16 protein-coding genes are annotated in these 21977 nt (G+C 55.5%); 10 read left to right on the top strand and 6 right to left on the bottom strand.

Annotated features, from left to right (window positions below; all coding sequences use genetic code 11):
- Positions 1 to 11 precede the first annotated feature (11 nt).
- From efp to B4A77_RS05815, 4 genes are all read left to right on the top strand, one after another.
- Positions 12 to 596 (top strand): elongation factor P, encoded by a 585-nt coding sequence (efp, locus tag B4A77_RS05830; protein ID WP_290723049.1) that lies wholly within the window; start codon positions 12 to 14, stop codon positions 594 to 596.
- 159 nt (positions 597 to 755) lie between these two features.
- Complete coding sequence (locus B4A77_RS05825) at positions 756 to 1526, top strand: fibrobacter succinogenes major paralogous domain-containing protein (RefSeq protein WP_290728890.1); 771 nt, start codon at positions 756 to 758, stop codon at positions 1524 to 1526.
- Between the two features lie 14 nt (positions 1527 to 1540).
- Positions 1541 to 2377 (top strand): fibrobacter succinogenes major paralogous domain-containing protein, encoded by an 837-nt coding sequence (locus B4A77_RS05820; protein WP_290728888.1) that lies wholly within the window; start codon positions 1541 to 1543, stop codon positions 2375 to 2377.
- 116 nt (positions 2378 to 2493) lie between these two features.
- Positions 2494 to 4074, top strand: coding sequence for a sialate O-acetylesterase (locus B4A77_RS05815; protein ID WP_290739140.1), 1581 nt, complete (start codon positions 2494 to 2496; stop codon positions 4072 to 4074).
- A gap of 19 nt (positions 4075 to 4093) precedes the next feature.
- Here the strand turns inward: B4A77_RS05815 and B4A77_RS05810 are convergent, their stop codons facing one another.
- Entirely contained in the window at positions 4094 to 5089 is a 996-nt protein-coding gene (locus B4A77_RS05810) for a hypothetical protein (protein WP_290739137.1), read from the bottom strand.
- Positions 5090 to 5099: 10 nt separating this feature from the next.
- A complete protein-coding gene (locus tag B4A77_RS05805) occupies positions 5100 to 5528 on the bottom strand; it encodes a hypothetical protein (RefSeq protein WP_173364853.1) in 429 nt (142 codons plus the stop codon).
- 153 nt (positions 5529 to 5681) lie between these two features.
- Here B4A77_RS05805 and thiL point away from each other — a divergent pair, with 153 nt between their 5' ends.
- Both thiL and B4A77_RS05795 read left to right on the top strand, forming a co-directional pair.
- Positions 5682 to 6665 carry a thiamine-phosphate kinase gene (gene thiL, locus B4A77_RS05800; RefSeq protein WP_290728882.1) on the top strand — a complete coding sequence of 328 codons (984 nt, stop codon included), beginning with the start codon at positions 5682 to 5684 and terminating at the stop codon, positions 6663 to 6665.
- Positions 6666 to 6679: 14 nt separating this feature from the next.
- Entirely contained in the window at positions 6680 to 8596 is a 1917-nt protein-coding gene (locus B4A77_RS05795; RefSeq protein ID WP_290729090.1) for a GspE/PulE family protein, read from the top strand.
- Between the two features lie 105 nt (positions 8597 to 8701).
- On the opposite strand, the gene rpsD is transcribed toward B4A77_RS05795, so the two are convergent.
- The 4 genes from rpsD to B4A77_RS05775 form a co-directional block, all read right to left on the bottom strand.
- Positions 8702 to 9307 carry a 30S ribosomal protein S4 gene (gene rpsD / locus B4A77_RS05790; RefSeq protein ID WP_173364855.1) on the bottom strand — a complete coding sequence of 202 codons (606 nt, stop codon included), beginning with the start codon at positions 9305 to 9307 and terminating at the stop codon, positions 8702 to 8704.
- Positions 9308 to 9428: 121 nt separating this feature from the next.
- Positions 9429 to 11132, bottom strand: a complete 1704-nt coding sequence (locus B4A77_RS05785; RefSeq protein ID WP_290739134.1) for a hypothetical protein — start codon at positions 11130 to 11132, stop codon at positions 9429 to 9431.
- A gap of 20 nt (positions 11133 to 11152) precedes the next feature.
- Positions 11153 to 14155 (bottom strand): glycosyl hydrolase family 28-related protein, encoded by a 3003-nt coding sequence (locus B4A77_RS05780; RefSeq protein ID WP_290739131.1) that lies wholly within the window; start codon positions 14153 to 14155, stop codon positions 11153 to 11155.
- A 271-nt stretch (positions 14156 to 14426) separates the two neighbouring features.
- Positions 14427 to 16610 (bottom strand): carbohydrate-binding domain-containing protein, encoded by a 2184-nt coding sequence (locus B4A77_RS05775; protein WP_290739128.1) that lies wholly within the window; start codon positions 16608 to 16610, stop codon positions 14427 to 14429.
- A gap of 218 nt (positions 16611 to 16828) precedes the next feature.
- On the opposite strand from B4A77_RS05775, the gene B4A77_RS05770 reads away from it, so the two are divergent.
- The 4 genes from B4A77_RS05770 to B4A77_RS05755 are packed head-to-tail and all read left to right on the top strand — an operon-like array spanning position 16829 to position 21538.
- On the top strand, positions 16829 to 18364 hold the full coding sequence (locus B4A77_RS05770; protein ID WP_290739125.1) for a hypothetical protein: 1536 nt from the start codon (positions 16829 to 16831) through the stop codon (positions 18362 to 18364).
- Between the two features lie 5 nt (positions 18365 to 18369).
- Positions 18370 to 19704, top strand: a complete 1335-nt coding sequence (locus B4A77_RS05765; protein ID WP_290739122.1) for a U32 family peptidase C-terminal domain-containing protein — start codon at positions 18370 to 18372, stop codon at positions 19702 to 19704.
- Between the two features lie 9 nt (positions 19705 to 19713).
- Entirely contained in the window at positions 19714 to 20148 is a 435-nt protein-coding gene (locus B4A77_RS05760) for a hypothetical protein (protein ID WP_173364860.1), read from the top strand.
- Positions 20111 to 21538: a hypothetical protein gene (locus B4A77_RS05755; protein WP_290739120.1), complete on the top strand. Its 1428-nt coding sequence runs from the start codon at positions 20111 to 20113 to the stop codon at positions 21536 to 21538. Before B4A77_RS05760 ends, B4A77_RS05755 begins: the two co-directional genes overlap by 38 nt.
- Positions 21539 to 21977 lie beyond the last annotated feature (439 nt).

Below are 21977 nucleotides of genomic sequence, written 5' to 3'. Positions count from 1 at the left end.
AAGAGGATAATATGGGTACTGTAAGCACCAACGAATTCCGCAAGAAACTCAAAATCATGGTTGATGGTCAGCCGTACGAAATCATCGAGAACCAGTTCGTGAAGCCGGGCAAGGGCCAGGCCTTCAACCGCGTTCGCATCAAGAACCTGGTGACTGGCCGTACTCTCGAACGTACTTGGAAGAGCGGCGACACTGTCGAAGAAGCCGACGTGACCTACACCGAAATGACTTACCTCTACAACGACGGTTCCACCTGGTACTTCCTCGACAATACCACGCAGGAAACCATGGAAATCGCGAAGGAAGCCCTCAACGGCTGCGAAGTGTGGCTGCTTGACGGTGCTACCGTCGAAGTCACGTGGTGGAAGGACCCGAAGAGCGGTTCTACGCTCCCCATCGAAGTCATCCCGCCGACATTTGTCGACCTGATGATCGTTGAAGCTCCTCCGGCAGTGCAGGGCAACACCAGCGGTAACGTGATGCGCGAAGCTACTCTCGAAACCGGCGCCAAGGTGATGATCCCGCTGTTCATCGAGAACAACACCAAGATCCGCGTGGACACCCGCGACGGTTCTTACCTCGAACGCGCCAAATAAGACCGCTCGTTCGTCGTTTTGTCATGCCCGCGAAGGCGGGCATCTCCCTTTCGCCTGCGCGAAAATGACGCTTTTGTCACCCCCGACTCGTTCGGGGGTCTTTTTTTTACCGCCAAAACGAAAAAATTCTATTATTTGATTGTGTTTTTAGGAGGAAATATGCGTTCCCTTTGGTTTGGTGTTTTTCTTTGTGCGACGATGCTTGTCGCCTGCGGTGACGACGACAGCGATTTTGCGACTCGTCCTTCGGACGGGTCTTCGTTGAGCAGTAGCTCGGCAATGTCGTCTGGTTCTGTATATAGAAGTGGGCCATGCAAAGTTGAAACTGACGAAAACTGCTTTAAGGATGACCGCGATGGTCAGACATACAAGACTGTGAAAATCGGCAATCAGGTATGGATGGCGGAGAACCTGAACTTTGAAACGGATGAAAGTGTCTGCTACAACGATTCTGTCGATTATTGTGACAAGTACGGTCGCCTTTACACATGGGGCGCGGCGATGGACAGTGCTGGCACATGGAGTGTGAACGGCAAGGGCTGCGGATATCTCAAGACATGCTCACCAACCGGTACTATACGAGGAGTATGTCCCAGTGGTTGGCACCTGCCTAGCAACGCAGAATGGGAAACTTTGTTCAACGCAGTCGGTGGAAAGACGATAGCCGGAAAAAAGCTCAAGTCTACATCCGGTTGGAATAGTAGCCGCAACGGCACGGATGCCTTCTCGTTTTCGGCGCTCCCTGCTGGCCGCAGGGACGACGATGGGAATTACAACTATGAGGGCAGCCTCGCGTACTTCTGGAGTTCTATGGAGCTCAATATCGACTACGCATGCTTCGTGAACTTGTACTACGACAACGACGATGCATTCCTGAACAACTACGACTATAAGTACGTCGGTTTTTCGGTTCGTTGTCTCCAGGACTAATTTTAGGAGGAAATATGCGCTCACTTTGGTTTAGTGTTCTTGTTTGTGCGGCGATGTTTGTCGCCTGCGGTGACGACGACAGCGATTTCGCGACTCGTCCTTCGGACGATTCGTCTTCGAGTGTCACACCGAAGTCGAGCGATAGCGAGACAAGTGTGTCCAGCAGCAGTTCAGTGACTGGAAGAACATCGTGCGATGTGAACACTGATAAGAACTGCTTTATGGATTCCCGCGACGGCCAAACGTACAAGACGGTCACCATCGGCACTCAGACTTGGATGGCCCAGAACCTCAACTACGCCTATACTGATGTTCCTTATAAACGTCTAGACTATACCTCTGATTCCACCAGTTGGTGCTACAAAGACAGTGCAAGCTACTGCACCAAATACGGCCGCCTTTATACATGGGCAGCCGCGATGGACAGCGTGGGCACATGGAGCACGAACGGCATGGGTTGCGGCTATAATAAGACATGCTCTCCGACTTATCCTGTTCGCGGTGTTTGCCCCGAGGGCTGGCATCTGCCTGATTCAACGGAGTGGGCAACACTGTTTGCTGCAGTCGGTGGATTATCGATTGCTGGTCAAAAGCTCAAGTTCGCGACTGGCTGGACGACGAAGAGCGGCATCACCAACGAGGATGCCTTCGCCTTCTCCGCGCTCCCTACCGGCGGCAGGGACTACTACGGGAGTTACGACGGCGAGGGCAACTACGCGGACTTCTGGAGTTCTACAGAGGACGGTAGCTACAACGCGTACTACATGTTCTTGTACTACTACTACGGCGGTGCGCACTTGGGCTACAATGGCAAGTACGACGGTTTTTCTGTTCGTTGCCTCAAGGACTAGGGCTAACCCCTTCAAAAATCACCTCATTGACAATCTGTCTATGGAATAAGGGCGCTTTGGGCGCCTTTTTCGCATTTTAGAGGGTAGATTTAGAATGTTGTTTGAAAGGAGTATGTATGGGAATGTTTAAACAACTCACCCGGTTTATGTCCGTGGCGTGCTTTGCCGCGGGCTTTCTTGCGTTCGGAACCGCGCCTGCTGGTGCCGCTCCGGACCCGAATTTCCACATCTACATCGCGTACGGGCAGTCCAATATGGGTGGCACTGCCGATGCCCAGAGCGCCGATAAGGCCGAAAACCCGCGTTTCAAGATTTTCGCCTCGCAAAAGTGCAGTGGCAAGGGCCGCAACACGCTGGGCGAGGTCTACCCGGCGGTGCCTTCGCTGTTCAACTGTGGCAACACGATTTCGATTGCCGACTGGTTCGGGCGCACGATGGCCGACAGCATGCCCGACGTGACCATCGGGATTATCCCGGTTGCGGTGGGCGGCGCAAGCATCAAGCTGTTCGACCAGGACCAATATGCGAGTTACCTCTCTACGGCGGAGGATTGGCTCAAGAACTACGCGAAGGAATACGCGAGCGATGGCAACGTCACCAAGACGATTATCGATATCGCGAAGAAGGCGCAACAGGTGGGCGTCATCAAGGGCTTCATCTTCCACCAGGGCGAAACCGATGGCGGCTATCCGGACTGGCCGAAAATCGTGAAGAAGACCCGCGACGATATCCTCAAGGCGCTCGACATGAGTTCCGACACGGTGCCGTTCGTGGCGGGCGAACTCCTGCGTTCGGGCTGCTGCTATTCCGACCGTGTGTCGAAACTCCCGAACACGATGGACAATACCTACTACGCGTCTTCCGAGGGCCTTGACGGCAACGGCGTGGACCGATACCACTTCGGTCACGACGCCTACGTGACGTTTGGCAAGCGCTATGCAGAGCAGATGCTCAAGGCAATAAACCGCGCCCCGGTGGTTCCCGAACCGCAAAAGCCTTTCAAGGGCAAACCGTTTGAAATTCCGGGCAAGATCGAGGCCGAAGACTTCGACATTCCGGGTGTCGGCTCGGGCAACGACTCCTTCAAGGAAAACGATTCCGAAGACCACGGCGGCACCAATTACCGCGAAGGGACGGGCGTCGACATTTACAAGAAGGCGACGGGTTACATCGTGGGTTACAACCAGGAAGGCGAATGGCTCGAATACAGCGTGAATGTCAAGGAAACGGGCGAATATTCCTTCTACGCGTCGGTCGCATCCGCAAACGAGACTTCGGGCTTCCAGATGTCGCTTGACGGCAAGAATATCACCGACGTGATCTCTGTCCCGAAAAACGAAGGCGAGGACAACTACGACGACTACAACAAGGTGCGTGCGACAGTGAACCTCCCTGCGGGCGAACACATATTGCGCTTTACGGTAACCGGTTCCTGGATGGACGTGGATTACTTTGTGTTCGGAGAAGATGAAATCGTTTGTGTTGACGGATGCACAGACTTTGTAAGGCCTGCGCTATTGCATGCGACCGGAGCCGAAAGCTACCGCATCTTCGACATGAACGGCAACTATCTGGGAATGGTGCGGGCCTCTGGAATGCAGGAACTCCGCGCCAACGCGAAAACCCTCGTGAAAACCGGCGGCACGTTCATCGCAAAATCCCGCGCAGGTTCTGCGACGATACGCGTGACGAAATAATTAGCGATTGTGCGTTCAGTTAGAGACCGAGCGATTTCCTGAACACCCGGGCGACTTCGTCCGGGTTGTCGCTTTTTAGCCAGCTGAGCGTCTCGGTGCCGCGGTAACTCCACGCGAAAATGTTGTCGATACCTGCGGCGCGACTCTCGGAAACGGCGATGGCGAGGTCGTTTTCACGGCCCGCTTCAATCTGGTACGCCTTCACCCACATCTGCACGGCCTTGCCGTACTTGGCGGCGACATCCGTCAATTTGCGGGCGGTCTCGGCGTATTTTTCGCGTACCCATTCCTCGGTGGCGCCGCGTTCCCAGTACGGGTCGCTGGCCACCTCGTCTACGCTTGCAAGGCCCGCGACGCGGCCCCAATCGTCGAGCCCCGCGGGGAACCAGGGCGGAAGCATGCACACGCAGTTGCGCTTGCCGCGCGCGTGAACGTCCTCGGTCATTTCTTTCAGAAAATCAATAAGCGAATCCTCGCGGAACTTCAACACGTCGTTGGTAAGTTCGGCGGGCATCTCGTAGCCGAAACGCGCCTTGAACAGCGCCCGGCACTTTTCACACCTGCAACTCCAGTTCTGCAGTCCGCCCTTCTCGAAATAGAAATGCGGCTCGTCCCAGAAAATCGTGTCGACCTTTGTCGCGCAAACGGATTCAATCCATTTGTGCATGTAGGCGCGGAATTCCGGATGGTTCGGGCAGGCGGCCACCTTGGGCTTGCCGTCGAGCGCCACCTGGCACATGTCGTGATTGCGGGCGGTAAGCTCCGAATATGCCTCGCCACCAAACACGCGCCCAACGCCCCACGGGTTCACGTAGACCTTGAGGCCCATTCCGGCGCTCCCGTCCACGATGTCCTTCATCGTTCCGTAGTAATACTGTTCGTCTTCTTCGCTCCACGTGTGGAGTACCGCGTTGTAGCCTGCTGCCTTGATGTCGGCCATGTCAGCCAAAACATGCTTGGGCGAGCGTACGCCAAAGTAGCTGACGCCCTTGATTTTGAGAATCGGATTTTCCATGTATGGAAATCTAGATTTCTGTGCTCGCCCATTGCGGGGTCGGTGTCTTGCACAGCACCTGTTCGAGCGTCTCGCGCCATTCGTCTTCGTCGAGCGGTCGGCGGATCCAGTAGAGGCTGTTGTCGATGTCCTTCTGGATAGGCATGGAATCCGGGACGATTTCCACAATCCACGATTCCGGGATGCTGCTGTGGAGCCTTTTGCTGAACTCGATGTTTACGTCTGTGGGGCGGTCGGCATGGTCGAAGATGATGAGAGACGGGGTCTCGCCTACGATGAGGGCCGTCTCCAGGATGCCGGAGGCCTCTTCCACGGAGTTGCACGTGTACATGGTGCAGTCCTCGGCCATGTCGTTTTCCAGGAGCCACCGGAGAGTCCACTGGCTCATGCGGTCGAGGCTGCCCGGGGAAGATGGCGTTATGAAGAATATGTGTCCCACGGATTAAAAGATAGGTATTTATTTTGAATTGTGAATAGATTTTTTAGGGTGTTTTGAACTTTTATTTTTTACCCCACGATTATTGCCAACTTATCCACCATTTGTCGCCAAGATGTTTTTTTGGAGGGGGCGCGAGTTATTTAAATTTGGGGTATGTTCCCTAATTTAGGCGAGTTTAATTTTGTTCGCAAGATTCTAGAAAACAGCGTTGCCCCGGACCCGAAAGCACCGGGGAACCGTGACTGGTTGCCCGCGGGAGACGATTGCGCGCTCTTTGACGGGTGGCTCGTGACGAAGGACCTCTCGGTGGAAGGTTCGCATTTTCGCCTGGACTGGTCCACTCCCGAACAGGCGGTCGAAAAGCATATTGTATCGAACGTCTCGGACATATCCGCGATGGGCGGCGTGCCGAAGCTCGCCGTATTCGGCATTTGCGTGAATAAGGCGTGGAATGCCGAGGTGCGAGACCGCATCTGCCGTGCCGTTTCCGAAGGCTTTGCGCGGCGCGGAATCGCCCTGATTGGCGGCGATACGGTTGCGGGGGAGTGCGGCATGTTCTCGACGACGCTTCTTGGCCAGATGGAAGGCGGTTCGCCGCTGCTGCGCAGCGGCGCGCGTCCGGGCGACGGCGTGTATGTCGCGGGAACGCTGGGCAAGTCGGCGGCGGGGCTCTGGCTTCTCATGAACCGCCCGGACGCTCGCGCGGATTTCGCGCGCCTCGCCGACTACCACCTCGCCCCTCAAATCGACGAACGCTGTGGCGCGGAACTCGTGAAGCATGGCGTGTGCGGGGCCTGCATGGATATCAGCGATGGCCTTTCCTCCGAACTGAACCACCTTGCCCTTTCGTCTGGGGTCGCAATCGAAATCGAAGAGGGCCTGCTGCCCGTGGATGCCGATGTTCGCAGGCTTGCGGACCGGTTCGGGCTCGATCCCCTGGAATTTGCGTTGAATGGTGGTGAGGAATATCAACTATTATGTGCATTTTCTTTAAAAAATGATATATTTTTAAAAAATGCCGCCTTGTCGCAGTGCTTGACGCGAATTGGTTCCGTAAAGGCCGGTTCCGGCGTGAGCATGGTGCGTAAGGACGGCCGTGTTGAAATTGTCAAAGCACAAGCGTGGTCGCATTTATGATAAGCAACGTGAAAATGAACTTGGGCGAATTGCTGCTCCGTCAGGGAGTCCTGGACGAAGACCAGCTGGCCCATGCCGTTTCTGAACACAAGCGCACGGGCATGGCCCTTGCGAAGATCCTGGTCCGTCTCGGTATGGTGACGGAAGACGCACTGACAAGCATCCTCGGCGTGCAGATGCAGTCGACGACCAAGATGCGTATCGGCGAGATGCTTCTTGCGCAGGGCTACATCAACCAGGAACAGCTGGAGAAGGCCCTCGAAATGCAGAAGGCGAGCGGCAAGCGTCTCGGCCGAACCTTGGTGGACCTCGGCTACATGCAGGAAGAACGCCTTATCGAGATTCTTTCCAGGCAGTTCGAAGTGCCCTATGTGAAGCTCGAAAACTTCGCCATAGATTCCGAGGCCTACACCTACTTGCCCGAAGACATGTGCAAGACCTACAAGGTGGTGCCGCTGTTCATCTCGAAGAACGAGGACGAACGCAAGGTTGTCCGTGAGGCGCTTACGCTTGCCATGGCGGACCCGACCAACATGCGCGTCATCCAGATCGTCAAGTTCAAGGTCAAGATGGAAGTGGATGTGGTGATGGCCTCCGAGGCCGACATCCAGAAGACTATCGAACGCGTGTTTGCGGGCCACGGCCCCGCCGAAGAATCCCTTGCCGAACTTATCGGCGAAACCAAGGATGGCGAGGAACTCGAAACGGTGGAACGCGGCCAGGGCGGTAACGACGAGCCCGAACTGACCGACGAAGAAGGACGCGCGGTGGTGAAAATCGTGACGACCTTGATTCACGAAGCGATTGCACGACACGCTTCCGATATTCACCTCGAACCGCAGGAGACCTTCCTCAAGCTCCGTTACCGTATCGACGGCGACCTGCAGGTGATGGCTCCGATTCCCGCGCGCCTCATGCCGCAGATCCTTTCGCGTATCAAGCTCCTCTCCAAGATGGACATCGCCGAAAAGCGTCGCCCGTTGGACGGACGCTTCACGGTGCGCTACAAGGGTTCCGAAGTCGACCTCCGTGTGAGCTCGTTCCCTATTTCGCTCCGCAAGCGCGGTGTCTGCGAAAAGATCGTTATGCGTATCTTGGACCCGAACTCGGGTCAGTTCCCGCTCCGCGAAATGGGTTTCGATTCCCGAGTGCTCAAGCAGTTCCTCGAGGCGATTAACCTTCCGAACGGCATTATCCTCGTTACCGGTCCTACGGGTTCCGGTAAGTCCACCACGCTTTACGCTTCCATCCGCGAGATTCTCGATTCTACGATCAATATTTCTACCATGGAGGACCCGGTCGAACTTAACATCGACGGCGTCAACCAGGGACAAATTAACAATGCCGCGGGCTTTACCTTCGCGGCGGGCATCCGCGCCTTGCTCCGTCAGGACCCGGACGTCATCATGATCGGTGAAATGCGTGACCAGGAGACATCGTCCATGGCTATCGAAGCAGCATTGACGGGTCACTTGGTCTTCAGTACGCTCCATACGAACGATGCCGCCGGTTCGTTCCCGCGCTTGCTGGAAATGGGCCTGGAACCATTCCTCGTGTCGACCGCCATCAAGGGCATCCTGGCCCAGCGTCTGGTGCGCCGCATCTGCAAGTACTGCAAGGAACCGGTGGAAATTTCGGACTCCCTGCGCGACGAGTTGCACCTCTCCCCGGACATGCAGTTCTACCACGGCAAGGGCTGCGAGAAGTGCGACGGTTCGGGCTACAAGGGCCGTTGCGGTATCTACGAGTTCCTGGTGCCGAACGAATCCGTGCGCAACCTCGTTATCCGCCGCGCATCCGGCGACGAGATCAAGCGCTGCGCCATGAAGGAATGCGACATGATTACGCTCCGCATGGACGGCATCAACAAGGCGCTGCAGGGCCTCACCACGCTAGAACAGGCGGTGGGTGCGTCCGCTGCGGACGACTGATTGCGGGGAGCACCGGCTCCCTCCTTCTTGCGCGATTCGAAACTGCAAAAGAAAAACGCTCGGCATTCGCCGGGCGTTTTCTCAAACTTTCGTTTGTATGGTTTACTACCTGGAGTAGTATTCCACGACGAGCTGTTCTTCGAGCTTGACGGGGATCTGTTCGCGGAGCGGGAGCTTCACGAGCGTGCCTTCCATCTTGCCGGCGTCGACAGTCAGGTATTCCGGAGCAGCCGGGGCGTTGGCGATGGCTTCCTTGATCTGCACGTGTTCCTTGGAACGTTCGCGCACGGAAATCACGTCGCCGGCCTTCACGAGGCGGCTGGGGGAGAAGCTACGGACACCGTTCACGGCGAAGTGGCCGTGTGCGACGTACTGGCGGGCAGCGAAGATGGTGCGGGCAAAACCCATGCGGTAGACGAGAGCGTCTAGGCGGGTTTCGAGCAAGATCATCAGGTTGTCACCGGCAGAGCCTTCGCGACGGTTGGCTTCCTTGTAAGCCTTGGCGAGCTGTGCTTCGGAAATGTTGTAGGTGAAGCGAAGACGCTGCTTCTCGACGAGCTGCTGCTTGTACACGGAAGCGGACTTCTTGCGGTTCTGGCCATGCTGGCCGGGCGCGAAGTTGCGGCGATCGAGAGCCTTTTGTGTCTTCTGAGAAACGGCGACTCCGAGGGAGCGCGCTACTTTACCTTTTGGTCCACGGAAGGAGGACATAGTTACCTCTTTGAGGAAGCTCTTTGGTTCAGCTTGCAGGTTGGCAGAGCTTGGCGCGACCTGCAAGATTAGGCCCCAAAAATAGTAAAATCGGGGCGGTCTTCAAGGGCTGGTCCGGGCTTTAGCGCACCTGGACGGTCAAAGTGTCCCTCATCAGGGGGTCTGCCATGCTCTGTGCGATGAGCCTGGCCGTCCTTTCTTCTGCACCATCCTGGGCAATCAGGTAGTACGAGGAGATTTCCTGTTCGCCCTTGCAGATTTCCATCTGGCTGATATAAGATTCGGTGCCGAGGGCGGTGAGGTCTTCGCAGGGCACGAACCACTTGACGTTGGAACTCGTCTTGTAGGGGACGGTCTGGAAGGAGAACTTGTCCAGGCGTACGGTGTCGCCGGAATTGACGCTCATGGTCTTGTAGGTGACGTCCTTGGCCTCGTTGTAGAACTTGAGGGAATCGAGCGAGCCCGGGCGCTGGATGAACGTCCGGAGGGTGAGGTTCGAATCGGTGAGCGCCTTCGAGTTGAGCTGGAGGTAGCGCAGGTAGAGCGCACCGTCCTTCTTGGCTTTGTAGCCGTGCTGGAGGCTGTTGATGGTGCCGACGGAATCTCCTTTCGCGTTGATGAGTGCATAGTAGGCTTTCGGCGTGCCGTTGCATTCCATGTACTTGCAGTAGCCCTGCATTTCGTGATAGACGACGATGGAGTCTCCCTTCTTGAGGTCGGCGAGCCACACGTAGTGGTCCTGGCGCAGGTAGTACTTGGTGGAATCGTTTGCCGGGCGCACGATGACGAGGGTGTCGCCGGGATAGACGATGGAATCGGGGTTAGCGAGGTATTCTCCCTGGTTCAGCCTGCGGAAGCGCGTGGCGGCTTCGAAGGTGGCGAAAGGCCCGGAGAGGAAGCTTACCACGTTGCTCGGATTCAGCCTGAGGGTCCATGCGGAAGAATCGTTGGTGACGAGCAGGGTGTCGAGCGCGTTTGTCTCGGGGGAGTAGACATTGCTGTCCTTGTCAATCAGTTCGTACTTGTTGATTCCATCTCCCTGCACGGAGAGGTTCACGCTGAAGCCGGTTTCGACCTTGAAGGCGATTTCGATGCTCTTGGGGGCTTCGCCGATGACGAGGATGCCGCGGACGGTATCGCGCAAGTCGATGTCGATATGGGAGGAGTCTCCGGTGTAATTGTAGTAGGAGGTGTCGACGTCGACCTTGATGCGCAGGTGGGCGGAAGTGTCGAATTTAGCCTTGAGGTCGAGGTAGTAGAAATCCTCGTTGAACACGACGAAGCTGTTTTGGAGCATGTCGGCTCCGGAGCCGGAATGCATGTAGTCCGAGTAGACGGAATCCTTTTTCGTGGAGTTCCAGACGGGTCCGGTCGTCCTGAGATTGACGGATTTTTCGCTCCGGACGCGGATGGTGTCTTCCTCTGTGCCGCTGGTCGCTGCGGCAACGTTGATGCGGGTTCCCTTCGGGAACGATCCGAGGAATAGCGAAACGGTCGTGCTCGAACTGTCGAGACAGACTATGTCGTCGTGGCAGACCTTCTCGACGTAGGTGGAATCTTCGGACTTCTTGTCGGTGGAATCCTTCTTGACCTTGACGGTGTCCCACGTGGCCATTTCCATGTAGAAGTTCATCGTCTCGCCGATGTCGATGGTGTCGCGGTAGTCAATGTCGAGGCGCGTGCTGAGCGAGGAACTCGAACTGAACGATTCCCCCGCAAAGCTTTCGTTGCCGTCGGTGACGGACGATGTGTTTGTATGCGTTGTCTCGCTGCACGCGATAAGGAGTGCGGCAAGGAGGATGAGTGCAGAAAGAAGCTTGTTCATAGGGATACCGGGGAATCGCGTTAGTTGAGGATGAAGAACTTCTGTTCGGCGTTGAAGGCTTCGCCGTTAATCTTGAGGGTGTATTTGCCGGTGGGGAAGGCCTTCGCCTTGAACTTGAAATTGATTTTCTTTTCGCCGGGGACTTCGCGTGCAGCAACCGTGAGCATGCGCTTGCCCGATTCGTTGATAATCTCGATTTGCACGAACTGCGGGTAGCCCACGGTCAGGTCGAAGTTGCATTCCAGGTTCACGATGTCGATGTTGACCTTCGAAAGCGTGTAGCCGCCGTCCATGGCGTCGCCGCCGACGGAACGCGTGTTGTCGTAGTAGCCCACATAGAGCGTGGGGGCGACATCCTTGCCCGAGTTGTGGGAGCGGATGTGCGTTTCGCCGGGCTCGACGGCGGTGAGGATGAGCGTGTAGAGGTTGGAGGGGTGCTTCCTCTTGAAGAACTCGGTGAGGGTCGGCGTGCGGAGGAAGGCTCCGAGGGGAGCCTTCGGATTGAGCGTAATGATACCGAGGAAGTCTGCGTACTTCGTGTCGATACCTCCACCGGAGTTCTTGCGGATGTTGAACTGTCCGCCCGGCTGGTCGAGGTTCGCGGGGGCGTTTTCCCAGGTGAGTTCGTCGCTCTTCCAGTCCACTCCCAGCTTGTCTTCTCCGAAGTTCATTTCCTTGGCGGTTTCCTTGAGACCAAAGATGTTCAGTTGCACAGGCTTCTTGATGGAATCTGGGTCGAAGTCGAGTTTGAGGGCCACATCGAATAGCGGTCCCGGAAGCACGGACAGGTCGAACTTGAGGTAAATCTTGCCGGCATCGTTCTTGTCGTGAGCGACACGGAGGTTTTCGTCGGTGCCGTGCGGGGAATAGTTGTCGAACTGTGAAATCCAGGTGTCGGCGCCGCGCCCGCTCGGGATGTTGTCGCCCGAATGGTCAAACGTGGTGTAGCGCTTGTCGAACACATAGACCTTGCCTGTATCGGCGCCCGTCTGGTAGCCGTCGTTTGCGGTAAAGAGGATGTTGTAGCGACCACTTGCCGTGAACGACACGTCCGTCTCGTATTCGGTGGAATCGGAGAAGGTCACCTTGCCGGGGCCGACTCCCTTTTTCCAGACAACGGGCACGCGGCAAAGTCCGTCGCCACGGCCATCATCCTCGACGGTCCCGGTGAGCTTGAGCCTGTTCGGCTGCACCAGGATGAGTTCCTTGGCCATGCTCGCCTTGGGGGAATCGTTGTGGCCCTGCTTCGGGGCATAGCCTGTGTAGAGGTTCATCATGATTCCGCCGGATTCGTTCTTCGGCAGTTCCGTGTTCTTGAGCACGTAGACCTTCGAACCTTGCCTCGATTCCTCGACAATCTTCACGTAGGGGTTCCCGCGGGTAAGAGTCTCCTTGAGGCCGACAATGGAGAGGTTCGAGTTGTCGTTGATGAACATGGGCGCGTTCTTCGCCTTGTCGCTTGCGATGACGTTCACGCCGAGGAGTTCGGCAGACGCCTTGTTGAAGTTGTTGAGGATGGTGTTGCCGTCCTTGACGGTGAGGCCTAGAATCCAGAGCGTTCCGCCGTTGTTTGTAATCTTGGCTCCCTTGGAGTCGCCGATCATGGTGACCTGGCGCCCCCAGAGTTTCTGGTAGTTCATCTGGATGGTGCCTACCGAGACATCTTCGAGGAATACGTCACCGTTGCCGAATTCGGATGTCTCGAATGACTTCACGTACATGTTCTTCAGGAGCACGGTGCGCTTGGAGTTGTTGATGATGCCGCTTCCGAAGGTGGAAAAGCGTTCGATGGTGATGTCGTGGAAGGTGCCTTCCTCGATAATGAACTTGCCCTTGCCGTCAATCTTTCCTTCGGTTCCGATGATGCGGTGGATTCGGTTGCGCAGGTAGATGTCGCGGTTGATGGTCCAGCGGCCTCCGGGCGGGAAGAAGATGGTTTCTGCGCCGTCGTCGATGGCACTCTGGATGGCCTTGGAATCATCGGATCCGTCGTTTGCCCTGCCGCCATAATCGCCGGTGATGGACGTCCAGTACATGGACTTTTGATCGCTTCCGGTCGGCGTCTCGGTCACGGAAAGCCTCATGGACTGCTTGGGGCTGTGGCAGAGCTGGTGGTTTTCCTGCGTGGAAAACTCGATAATCTCGGTATTGTTGAATTCCTCGTTGTGTGCCTTGACGGTGCTCTTGATTTTGGACTTGAACTTGCTTACGATGACTGCCCGTGCGAAAAGCTGTCCTTCGTTCACGATGGCGGTGGTCGGCTTGGCGACATTCTTGCCGGGGTCATATTCGAGGGTGGCATCGACAATGACGAGGGATGCGTCCGTGCCGTGGTTGTAGACTGCCGGCGCGTTGCCCTTGAATCTGAGCCCGCGCGTGGCAATCATCTGACCGTCGTTGTCGAGACCGTATTTTTTTTGGCCTCCGAGAGTCAAGTGTTCGAAGGTCATGCTGTTGGTCGTACCCGCAGTGTAGACACCCACATCGAATCCGTTGACTTCGACGTTTTTCAGGAGCAACGGGCCGATGTTCTCGGTGAAGCCCATGTCGATTCCGTAGACGCCCGCGCTATCGCCGGACTGAACTTTCACGTTGGTAATGTTGCCTTGGATTGCCGCGTTGAAGCGGATGCCTATGGCGCCGGGGTTCTTTTTGCCGGTGCGGATAGTAAGGTCGCGGATGGCGTTCCTCTGCCGTTGGGCAGGGCCGTCGCCTGTGTAGATGACTGCCTGCGGAAAGTCGGGGTTCTCGAATCCCGGGACATCGTCCTGGAGAGTGATGATGGTGCTACCCATGTTTTCGCCCTGGAGAATAGTACGGCGGTAGTCCTTTTCGGGTTTGCCGTTTGCTGTAGGCCAGGTGAGCGCAGAAGAAATCTTGTAGATGCCATGGGGCAGGTAGATAATGTAGTCGCCATCAGGGTGGTCGTTCAAAGCTCTTTGGATGGCCTCCGTGTCGTCTTCCTTGCCGTCTCCCTTCGCGTTGTAGGGGTCTGCCTTGACGTTAACGACTTCGGCGCCCATGGGAAACTCGACCTGGGCAAAGGCGCCGAGGACTAAGGTGCAGAGAACAGCTAAAAAAGTGCGAAAAGTGCGCAAAAAAAACATGGAAACCTCGCTGGGGGACTTCTTGACTTTAAATATATAAAAAAAGCGGCCAGACACCGCAAGCGCGAACGCTTAGAATGTCTGACCTTGGGGTTGGTTTGGAGTATCCTTAATTATAGAAATTTAAATGCCCTTGGGAAGATATTCCTCTTGAAAAAAGTCACATATGTGATTTTGGTCACTTTGCCTATTTTTCGTAGAAAACAAGGCCGTTGGGGAAGGTGACTTGCTTCATGCCGCTGGTGTTTACCTGTGCGACGGAAGTGACTGAGCCGCCATAGAGGATCATGCTTCCCGAGCCCTTCGGGGCGAATGCTGCGTTGGCGCTACCGTAGGCCGTGCCTGCTGTGTACGATGTTGCCGTGCAGTTCGGGTATTCCTCGGTCTGGCTTCCAAATCCGAGGAACACTCCGCCCGTAATGGTGAACCCGTTGTCGGTGTCGATGAGTCCGCCCGCGCCGTTCGTTGCGCATCCGCCGCTGCTACCGCTCTGACCCGGCCTTCCGCCCATACTGCCGCCCATGCCGCCGCTGCTTGCGGGAATTTCTACGATGACGACTCCGCCGGACTGCTTTGCCGTACCGTTCGCATCGAGCACGTCGATGTCGTTGCCCGAGGCGCTAATGTAGTGGTAGCCGCCCGTGATGACGATGTAGCCCTTGCTGCTGCTCATCATGCCGCCACCGAAACCGCCCCACTGCGAGCCGCTGGAGGTGCCTGGGTCTGCAGAACCGCCTGCGGCGTTCCAGCCGTCGTCGGTGCCGTAGGTTGCGGTGATTCCGCCTTCGGCAAAGATGTAGAACGCTTCCATGCCTTCGGAGGCCTTCGTGACGTTGATGGTGGATCCTGCGAGGTGGAGCGCGGAATCGGCGTGGATGCCGTCGTCGCCGGCGCTCACGGTCACGTTTCCGCCGTTCATGTAGACGTTCAGGTTGGAATGGATGCCGTCATCGTTCGAGGTGACATCGATGTCGCCAGCGTTGATGTAGATGCGGTCGTCGGAGACGATACCCTTGCCGGTGCTCTTGACCGTGATTTTCGGGGCGGAGACGGAGTCGTTGACGAACACGTAGTTGTAGGCCTGGATGCCGTCGTCGCCCGCCTTCTCGATGTTGATGGTGCCGCCCTTGATGTTGACAATGCCCTTGCCTTCGGTAATCGTTGTGTCGTTTCCGTTTATGGTACATTCGTCGCTCTTGATGCCGTCGCCGCTTGTGGCCGTGAGGTTAAGGGTGCCGCCCTCGATATCGACCAAGTCCTTGCCCTTGAAGGCGTTGTTCTTTGCGGTTACGGTGATGGTCGGATTGTCGCGGACGCGCAGGTCGTCGCTGCTGTGGATGCCGTTGTTGTAGTTGCCGGTCACCTTGATGGTGCCGGAACCCTTGATGGTAAGGTCATCCTTCGAGAAAATGCAGGCGCCCGCGTAGGTCGTATCGGATGCCCCGTTTGCGTTTGTAAATGAGATAACAGAATTTCTCGTCGATGCGTCAGAGAATGTGCTTGTTCCCTCGTTTGCGACGATGAAGGTCTTGTTGCTGTTGAGTGATACAACCGGTGCCGAAGTCGTATTCGAAAGCGTGACCGAATTCATGAAGAGATACACGTTGTCCTGTGCGCCGGCGAGGACCTTGATCTGTCCGTTACTGCTGCTTCCGCTGAAGAAGTAGTTGCCTGCGCAGGTGACGGTGACGTTGCTTCCTTCGATGCTGACGCAGCCGTTGTCGTTTACGACGGTTGCGCCCGTGGCGGCAAAAGCGATGGACGGCTCGTTGCCATTGGATACGGCTTCGGGGGTGGGGGTGTCGTTGGAGCCTGTTTCGGAGTCTCCCGAAGATGCTACGGCGACATCGGCAGAAGATGCGATGGCGGCTGCTTCGCTGGAAGAAGAACCGACCGCCTCGGCCAACATGATCTTGTTGCAGCCATTGTCGAAGTAGAAGGTCTTGCCCTGTGCCCGGTAGTAGGTGATTCCGTCCAGGACATACAACATTGTTGCTCCGCGAGTGTCGCAATCGATTGCAGCCGCGGAACTGGAGGTGGGTTCGACGGGTGCCGTTCCTGTGTCCGCCGGGGTGTCTCCGGAGGGCGTCCCTGCTTCGGATTCGGGGACGCCGATAATGCCGTCCTCTCCAATCCAGAACGAGAGATTCCCTGCGGCATCGAAGCACATGACGGTAATCCCGTCAGCGGCGTAAAATCCCGTGTAGTTCTCGTTGAGGCAGATGTTATCGGCATTCCCGTTAGTTTCGATTCCTTCGAAATCGCTGTTTGCCGGCGCTTGGGTATTAGGAGCGTCGTCCGAACAGGCGGCGAGCAGGCCGAAGGCGAGTGCAGAAGAAACCGCGAGCTTTTTTTGAATTCTTGATGTCATGATTGTATCCCTTTTCCAAACAACAATCCTGAATGGGCTTGTTCGTTTTCAAAAATACCAAGTGAAAGTCCGGATTTTAAGTTTTTTTTCGCTTGTTTTGAAAAAAGTCGATTCGATATTTGGGGGCTTTCGTTCCGTTCGGAACGAATGCGGTCAGAAAAGACCTGTTGTGCTTTTGACAACGGCACGGACTCTTTTTAAAAAACTAAATTGCAGTTATGTTCGTAAAAAAAACTCGTTCTCTTGCTCTTGTGGCAATTATTTCTTCGCAGGTGATTGCTGCATCCCCGGTCGTTGGCCCCGAGCACACGCGCAATTTGCGGACGCTTGAAATGGCTCCGATGCTTTTTGAATACCATCGGCAGACAACCGGTAGCGATCGCCAGTTCTTTACCTATCCGCGACGTGATGCGGAATTCCGCAAGCATTTTGTCGAAACGGAATCGAACGCGATTCTCTATTACGACAATGCGAACGGCGTGGGTATTGCGGGCCACGGATTCGATGATGATTCTGTCAGGGCTCCGCGCATAGGAATTGCGACGAGTGTTGTGGGTGGAATCGACTATCGCGGAGGCGAGGCTTTGGGCGATACCATTTGGCCTGGAATCGACGGGGGTATCTACCTGCGCGGCTTTGCCGATTCCGTCGAGTTCATGCTCGATGCGAGAATCTACGACGAGGGTCATTCGGCCAAGTCGCCCAAGTCCTGGGATCGTGAATTTCTGGAAGTGCAGAAGGAAGAGAACAATTCCGGCGTGGAATACACGAGCTATGCGCGCTACCGTACGCACCTATCCTTCAACTACGACTGGTTCCGCCTGGATTTCGGCCGCGACGTGATGCACTGGGGCCCTGGCTACTATAACAACCTCACGTTGAATCAGTTCTCGCTCCCGTTCAATTCGATGAGTGTGGATTTGCAGTTCGGACCGCTCCGCGTGATGAGTTTCTACGGTGACCTCCGTATCTACGGCAGCATGAACATAAAGAACGCGGACTCGACGAGGAACCTCTTCGGTCACCGCTATGAACTTGCCGTCGGAAACGCGACTATCGGCATCAGCGAACTCACGGTGCTCCACAACGACATGAAACCCTGGCTCTTCGTGCCGACGGTGCCGCTCTTCATGGAGAAGGGCAATTACGCCGAGAACAGCAACAACGGCGCCCTGGCGATGGATTTCAACTACCGCCTGTTCAATTTGGTGCGTATCTATACTGAATTCTTCCTCGACGACATGGAATCTCCCATCAGCCTCGTCAAGAATGACAATATCGAGGCCAAGTGGGCATGGATGGCGGGTTTGCAGGCCGGGTATGATTTCGATATCAAGGGCCACAAGCTCGAAACCGGTACGATTGCTGAATACGCCCGCGTGGAACCCTACGTCTATACGCATTTCGTGAAGAATACGGCGCAGATGGCCCACCTGGGCTATCCGCTCGGCAACCAGGGCGGCCCGAACAGCCAGACGATAGACTGGAGCGTGTTCGCACGGCTCGATGGCCACATCTTCGCGTCGCTTCGCAATACCTGGTTCTGGAAGGGAACGGATTACGGCAGCGCCGTGAACGACACGACTCCGCACCATAACCACATGAAGATACACAAGAAGTTCCTCGACGGGGCGAAAATGCAGTATTCTCTCACGCCGGCGTTTGCCTACGAAGGTCAGTATGTGAGCTTTATGGGCGAGGTGACGCTCATTGACGACCGCAAGGTGTACCTCCGCGCCGGATTCAAGTGGTAGCTTGTATGAAAAAACCAGAACTGTTGGCTCCTGCGGGTGACCTTGTGCGCATGAAGTATGCGTATGCCTATGGTGCGGACGCTGTATATGCGGGCCAACCTGCTTTTAGCCTCCGGGCCCGCGAAAACGGGTTCAGGAGCTTGGATGACCTGGCGGAAGGTATCGCTTATGCGAGGAGCCTCGGGAAAAAATTCTACCTCACGAGCAACGTGATTCCCCGTAACGTGAAGGTCGAATCGTTCCAAAAGGCGCTGCTTGCGGCGATAGAACTCAAGCCTGATGCGCTGATTGTCGCTGACCCTGGATTTGTCGGCTGGCTTCGTAAAGAACGTCCCGATGTGGAAATCCACCTTTCGGTGCAGGCGAATACCACGAATTACCTCGCCGCAAAGTTCTGGCACGATTTGGGAGTTCGCCGAATCATCTTGAGTCGTGAATTGCGTTTGTCTGAAATTTTGGAGATAAAGGAAAAGCTGCCGGACCTCGAACTGGAGGTGTTTGTTCATGGTGCCGTGTGTATGGCAATGTCCGGACGCTGTATGCTCAGCAACTGGGTGACCCACCGCGATGCGAACCAGGGGGCCTGCGACAACAGCTGCCGTATGCCTTACCGGCTTTATGCCAATTCCGGGCCTCAAGTGGAGGATTACCGCGAACACGAAGGCGAATTCTGCTTGCAGCGGACGGATAGACCCGAACTTCCACCGGTGGCCCTGGACGAGGATACTTGGGGAACATACTTTATGAGTAGCCGGGACCTCTGCGCCCTGGACGTGATTCCCGAACTGGTGCAGGGCGGACTCGACTCGTTCAAGATAGAAGGCCGCACGCGCTCGGTATATTACCTTTCCCAAGTAGTGCGCGCTTATCGCATGGCCATCGATGCGTCGGTTGCCGCCCTGGAATCGGGATGTCCCTGCTCTCAGGACCTTGTTCCGCAGGAGTCCCGCAGGGCGATGCGCTTTGTGGACGGCCGCGGGTTCATGCCGGGATTTTTACGTGGCCCCCTGCCGCAGAATTACGAGGCGACACATGTGGATGCCGAAGGCGGGTGTGTCGCCGCACAGATCCTCGATTATGACGCTACGACGAATTCCTGCCGCGTGAACGTGAAGAACCCGTTCTGCATGGACGATTCGCTCGAAATCATGACTCCCGCGGGGATGGATCCGATCCAGGTGGAAAGCCTGATGGATTTCCGGGGTGCGGCGGCCGACCGCTTGAACCCGGGGACGGAAGGGCGCGTCTTTTTACAGGAAAATGTGCTAAAAAACACGGAAAAGGCCAATTTCGGGTTCATTGTAAAGAAAATCACAGCGCATAGGGCGTCTAATACGTAAATTTTGAATATGGCAGTCGACGAAGCGACGAAAAAACAGGACGAGTTGGAACTTTATCAAATAGACGATAAGGCAATCGTCCCTTTTTTCAGGGATCATTTGGATGACTTGAAGAACTTCATCGAATTGCACAAGGGGCAGAACCTTTCGCTCCTGGTCCTTCTGAAGCAGTTTATCCGCACCTACCGCTTGCCTTTCAATATGCACCGCTATATGGAAGTGCAACGGACCTTTATCCAGCAGACGTTGCGTAGCCAGCTCGAAAACAGGCAGGCCGCCGTGAGCAACTGGATTCAGGAACACGCTGGGCGTCATCGCGACCGCATGATTCAGCTGCAGTGCCTTTACCTTGAGCGCGTGAAAGGCTCGCTCCTGCCCGAAATCGAAAAACTGCTTGGACATTCTGTTGAAACTCTGTGCCATCACGAAAAGAGCAATCAGTAGCGGGCTCCTGGTCCCCGTTTCGGTTGCCCTGTTTGCCCTGTTTCCTCTGACGGATACGGATATCTGGTGGCATCTGGCTTGTGCCCGGGAGTGGTATCTGACGTGGTCCCCGGTGCGGCTTCCCGCAGCGAATGTTCACGAGTATTTCCAGCAGGTCGTCTATGCGGCGTATTCTCTCGGCGGGGCGCCGTTGCTTGTCGCTTTCAAGGCGTTGCTTTGGGGAACTGTGTTTGCGCTGTTCCTTTGGCCGTTCCGTAAGGCAATCCGATGCAATGCTGTGACTGCCGCTACTTTGACAGTGACTTTGTTTGTATTCCGCTATTGCTTCGAAATACGGCCGGTGCTGTTCAGCCTGTTGATTCTGGGTGTCTATTGGAATCTGCTGCCGGGATTGCGCCGTGTTCCCGTGGCTGTCGCGATTCTCATTTTGCAGTGGCTGTGGTGCCGAGTGCAGGGCCTCTATATATTGGGGCCGCTCTTTGCGGCGGCCGTGCTTTTGCCGCAGATTGTAAAAAGTGCGAACGCGCGCGAACGCCTTCTGAAATCCGCATTCCTCCTTTCGATGTTTGCGATGCCTTTGTTGCACGGGGATGGATTGCGTCTGTTTCTGTACCCGCTTGGGCTTTTGGATAGGCTTCTCGGCATTACTCCGTCGGCGGCCGTGTTTGCATCGTCCATCGCCGAGAACCGTAGCCCGTTTTCGATACTTGCGGCGGGTGAAAACGTCTTAGGATGTGTCTTTACGGTTGTAATGTGCGCTGTGGCGTGTGCTTGGTCGCTTCGCAACATCCTGTACCGTCGGGAGTGGACTTTGTCTGCTTCCCTTTTGACGACGGCGGTACTCGCGTTAGTCGCAGAACGCAATATGGCGCTGTTCTTACCCGTATTTGCCGTTGCTTTTTTACATGAAATGTCTCGTGCTGAATGTTGCTTGCAAAATGTTAATTTGTTCTATAAATGGTCGGGGATTGCGGTCTTGGCTTTTGTGTTCGGGCTCTGGGCGCGTTCCCTTGCCGCTTATGATTCCTTTGTCGCCTACCAGCGGGTCCCTGTCGATGCGGCGAAATGGATGTCGGCTCATCCGCATGCTGGCAGGCTTTTCAATGACGATCGCGCTGGCGGCTACCTCGCTTTCGTGAACCCGTCCGATTCCGTCTATGTCGATGGACGCTTTATTCTCAAGACGGCAGATTTTTTTGAACGCTATCTGCGCTTTGCCGAAGATCCGGGACTGTTTTTCTCCGAGGCGGATTCCTGGGGGGTCGACCGCGCTGTTTTTCCGCTCCGCTACTATGCCCGTTGGGGAAGGGTTCTCGACGCTCTCGATAGTGCCCCGGAATGGCAAGTGGGGCATGTGGATGAATACTATATCGTATTCTGCAAAAAATGATACATAAAACTCACATAACGGCAACAATATCAACAACTTACGAATTCCGGGCCTTCCTAAAGTGCCGAAATTTGACAAAAAAACGCATTTTGTCAGGGTTGTGGTGAACAAATGGTCATTATTTTCGCTGTCAAGGGATGATTGAAAATTTTTCTGTTGATATGTTGTGCAGTCGGTAGTGATGATACCTTGATTGCTGCGTGATTAAACTCCCGAGATTTGGGGATAGAAGCGGGAATAAAAAGTTTTTTGTGAGAAATTGCCTTTTTTGGCCCTTTTTGGGGGGCTTTTAAAAAAAAAGAGAAAGCCCCGGTTTCGCTGTTGGCCCTTTATCTAATTTTTAAACCCGAAAGTTTTTTTGGTTTATTTGGTTTATTGTGGAAAATACGGTTACCTTATTGAGTTTATCTGCGTCGCCCTGGCCGATGGTCATGGAGTA

Source organism: Fibrobacter sp. UBA3718, assembly GCF_002371935.1.
Taxonomy (GTDB): Bacteria; Fibrobacterota; Fibrobacteria; order Fibrobacterales; family Fibrobacteraceae; genus Fibrobacter.
This window is presented reverse-complemented; position numbering and strand designations above follow the sequence as displayed.

Bases quoted from the DNA above. Each gene is read 5' to 3' on its own strand.
- efp (WP_290723049.1), top strand. From the start codon at position 12: ATGGGTACTGTAAGCACCAACGAATTCCGCAAGAAACTCAAAATCATG.
- B4A77_RS05825 (WP_290728890.1), top strand. From the start codon at position 756: ATGCGTTCCCTTTGGTTTGGTGTTTTTCTTTGTGCGACGATGCTTGTC.
- B4A77_RS05820 (WP_290728888.1), top strand. From the start codon at position 1,541: ATGCGCTCACTTTGGTTTAGTGTTCTTGTTTGTGCGGCGATGTTTGTC.
- B4A77_RS05815 (WP_290739140.1), top strand. From the start codon at position 2,494: ATGGGAATGTTTAAACAACTCACCCGGTTTATGTCCGTGGCGTGCTTT.
- B4A77_RS05810 (WP_290739137.1), bottom strand. From the start codon at position 5,089: ATGGAAAATCCGATTCTCAAAATCAAGGGCGTCAGCTACTTTGGCGTA.
- thiL (WP_290728882.1), top strand. From the start codon at position 5,682: ATGTTCCCTAATTTAGGCGAGTTTAATTTTGTTCGCAAGATTCTAGAA.
- B4A77_RS05795 (WP_290729090.1), top strand. From the start codon at position 6,680: ATGAACTTGGGCGAATTGCTGCTCCGTCAGGGAGTCCTGGACGAAGAC.
- rpsD (WP_173364855.1), bottom strand. From the start codon at position 9,307: ATGTCCTCCTTCCGTGGACCAAAAGGTAAAGTAGCGCGCTCCCTCGGA.
- B4A77_RS05785 (WP_290739134.1), bottom strand. From the start codon at position 11,132: ATGAACAAGCTTCTTTCTGCACTCATCCTCCTTGCCGCACTCCTTATC.
- B4A77_RS05780 (WP_290739131.1), bottom strand. From the start codon at position 14,155: ATGGGCGCCGAAGTCGTTAACGTCAAGGCAGACCCCTACAACGCGAAG.
- B4A77_RS05775 (WP_290739128.1), bottom strand. From the start codon at position 16,610: ATGACATCAAGAATTCAAAAAAAGCTCGCGGTTTCTTCTGCACTCGCC.
- B4A77_RS05770 (WP_290739125.1), top strand. From the start codon at position 16,829: ATGTTCGTAAAAAAAACTCGTTCTCTTGCTCTTGTGGCAATTATTTCT.
- B4A77_RS05765 (WP_290739122.1), top strand. From the start codon at position 18,370: ATGAAAAAACCAGAACTGTTGGCTCCTGCGGGTGACCTTGTGCGCATG.
- B4A77_RS05760 (WP_173364860.1), top strand. From the start codon at position 19,714: ATGGCAGTCGACGAAGCGACGAAAAAACAGGACGAGTTGGAACTTTAT.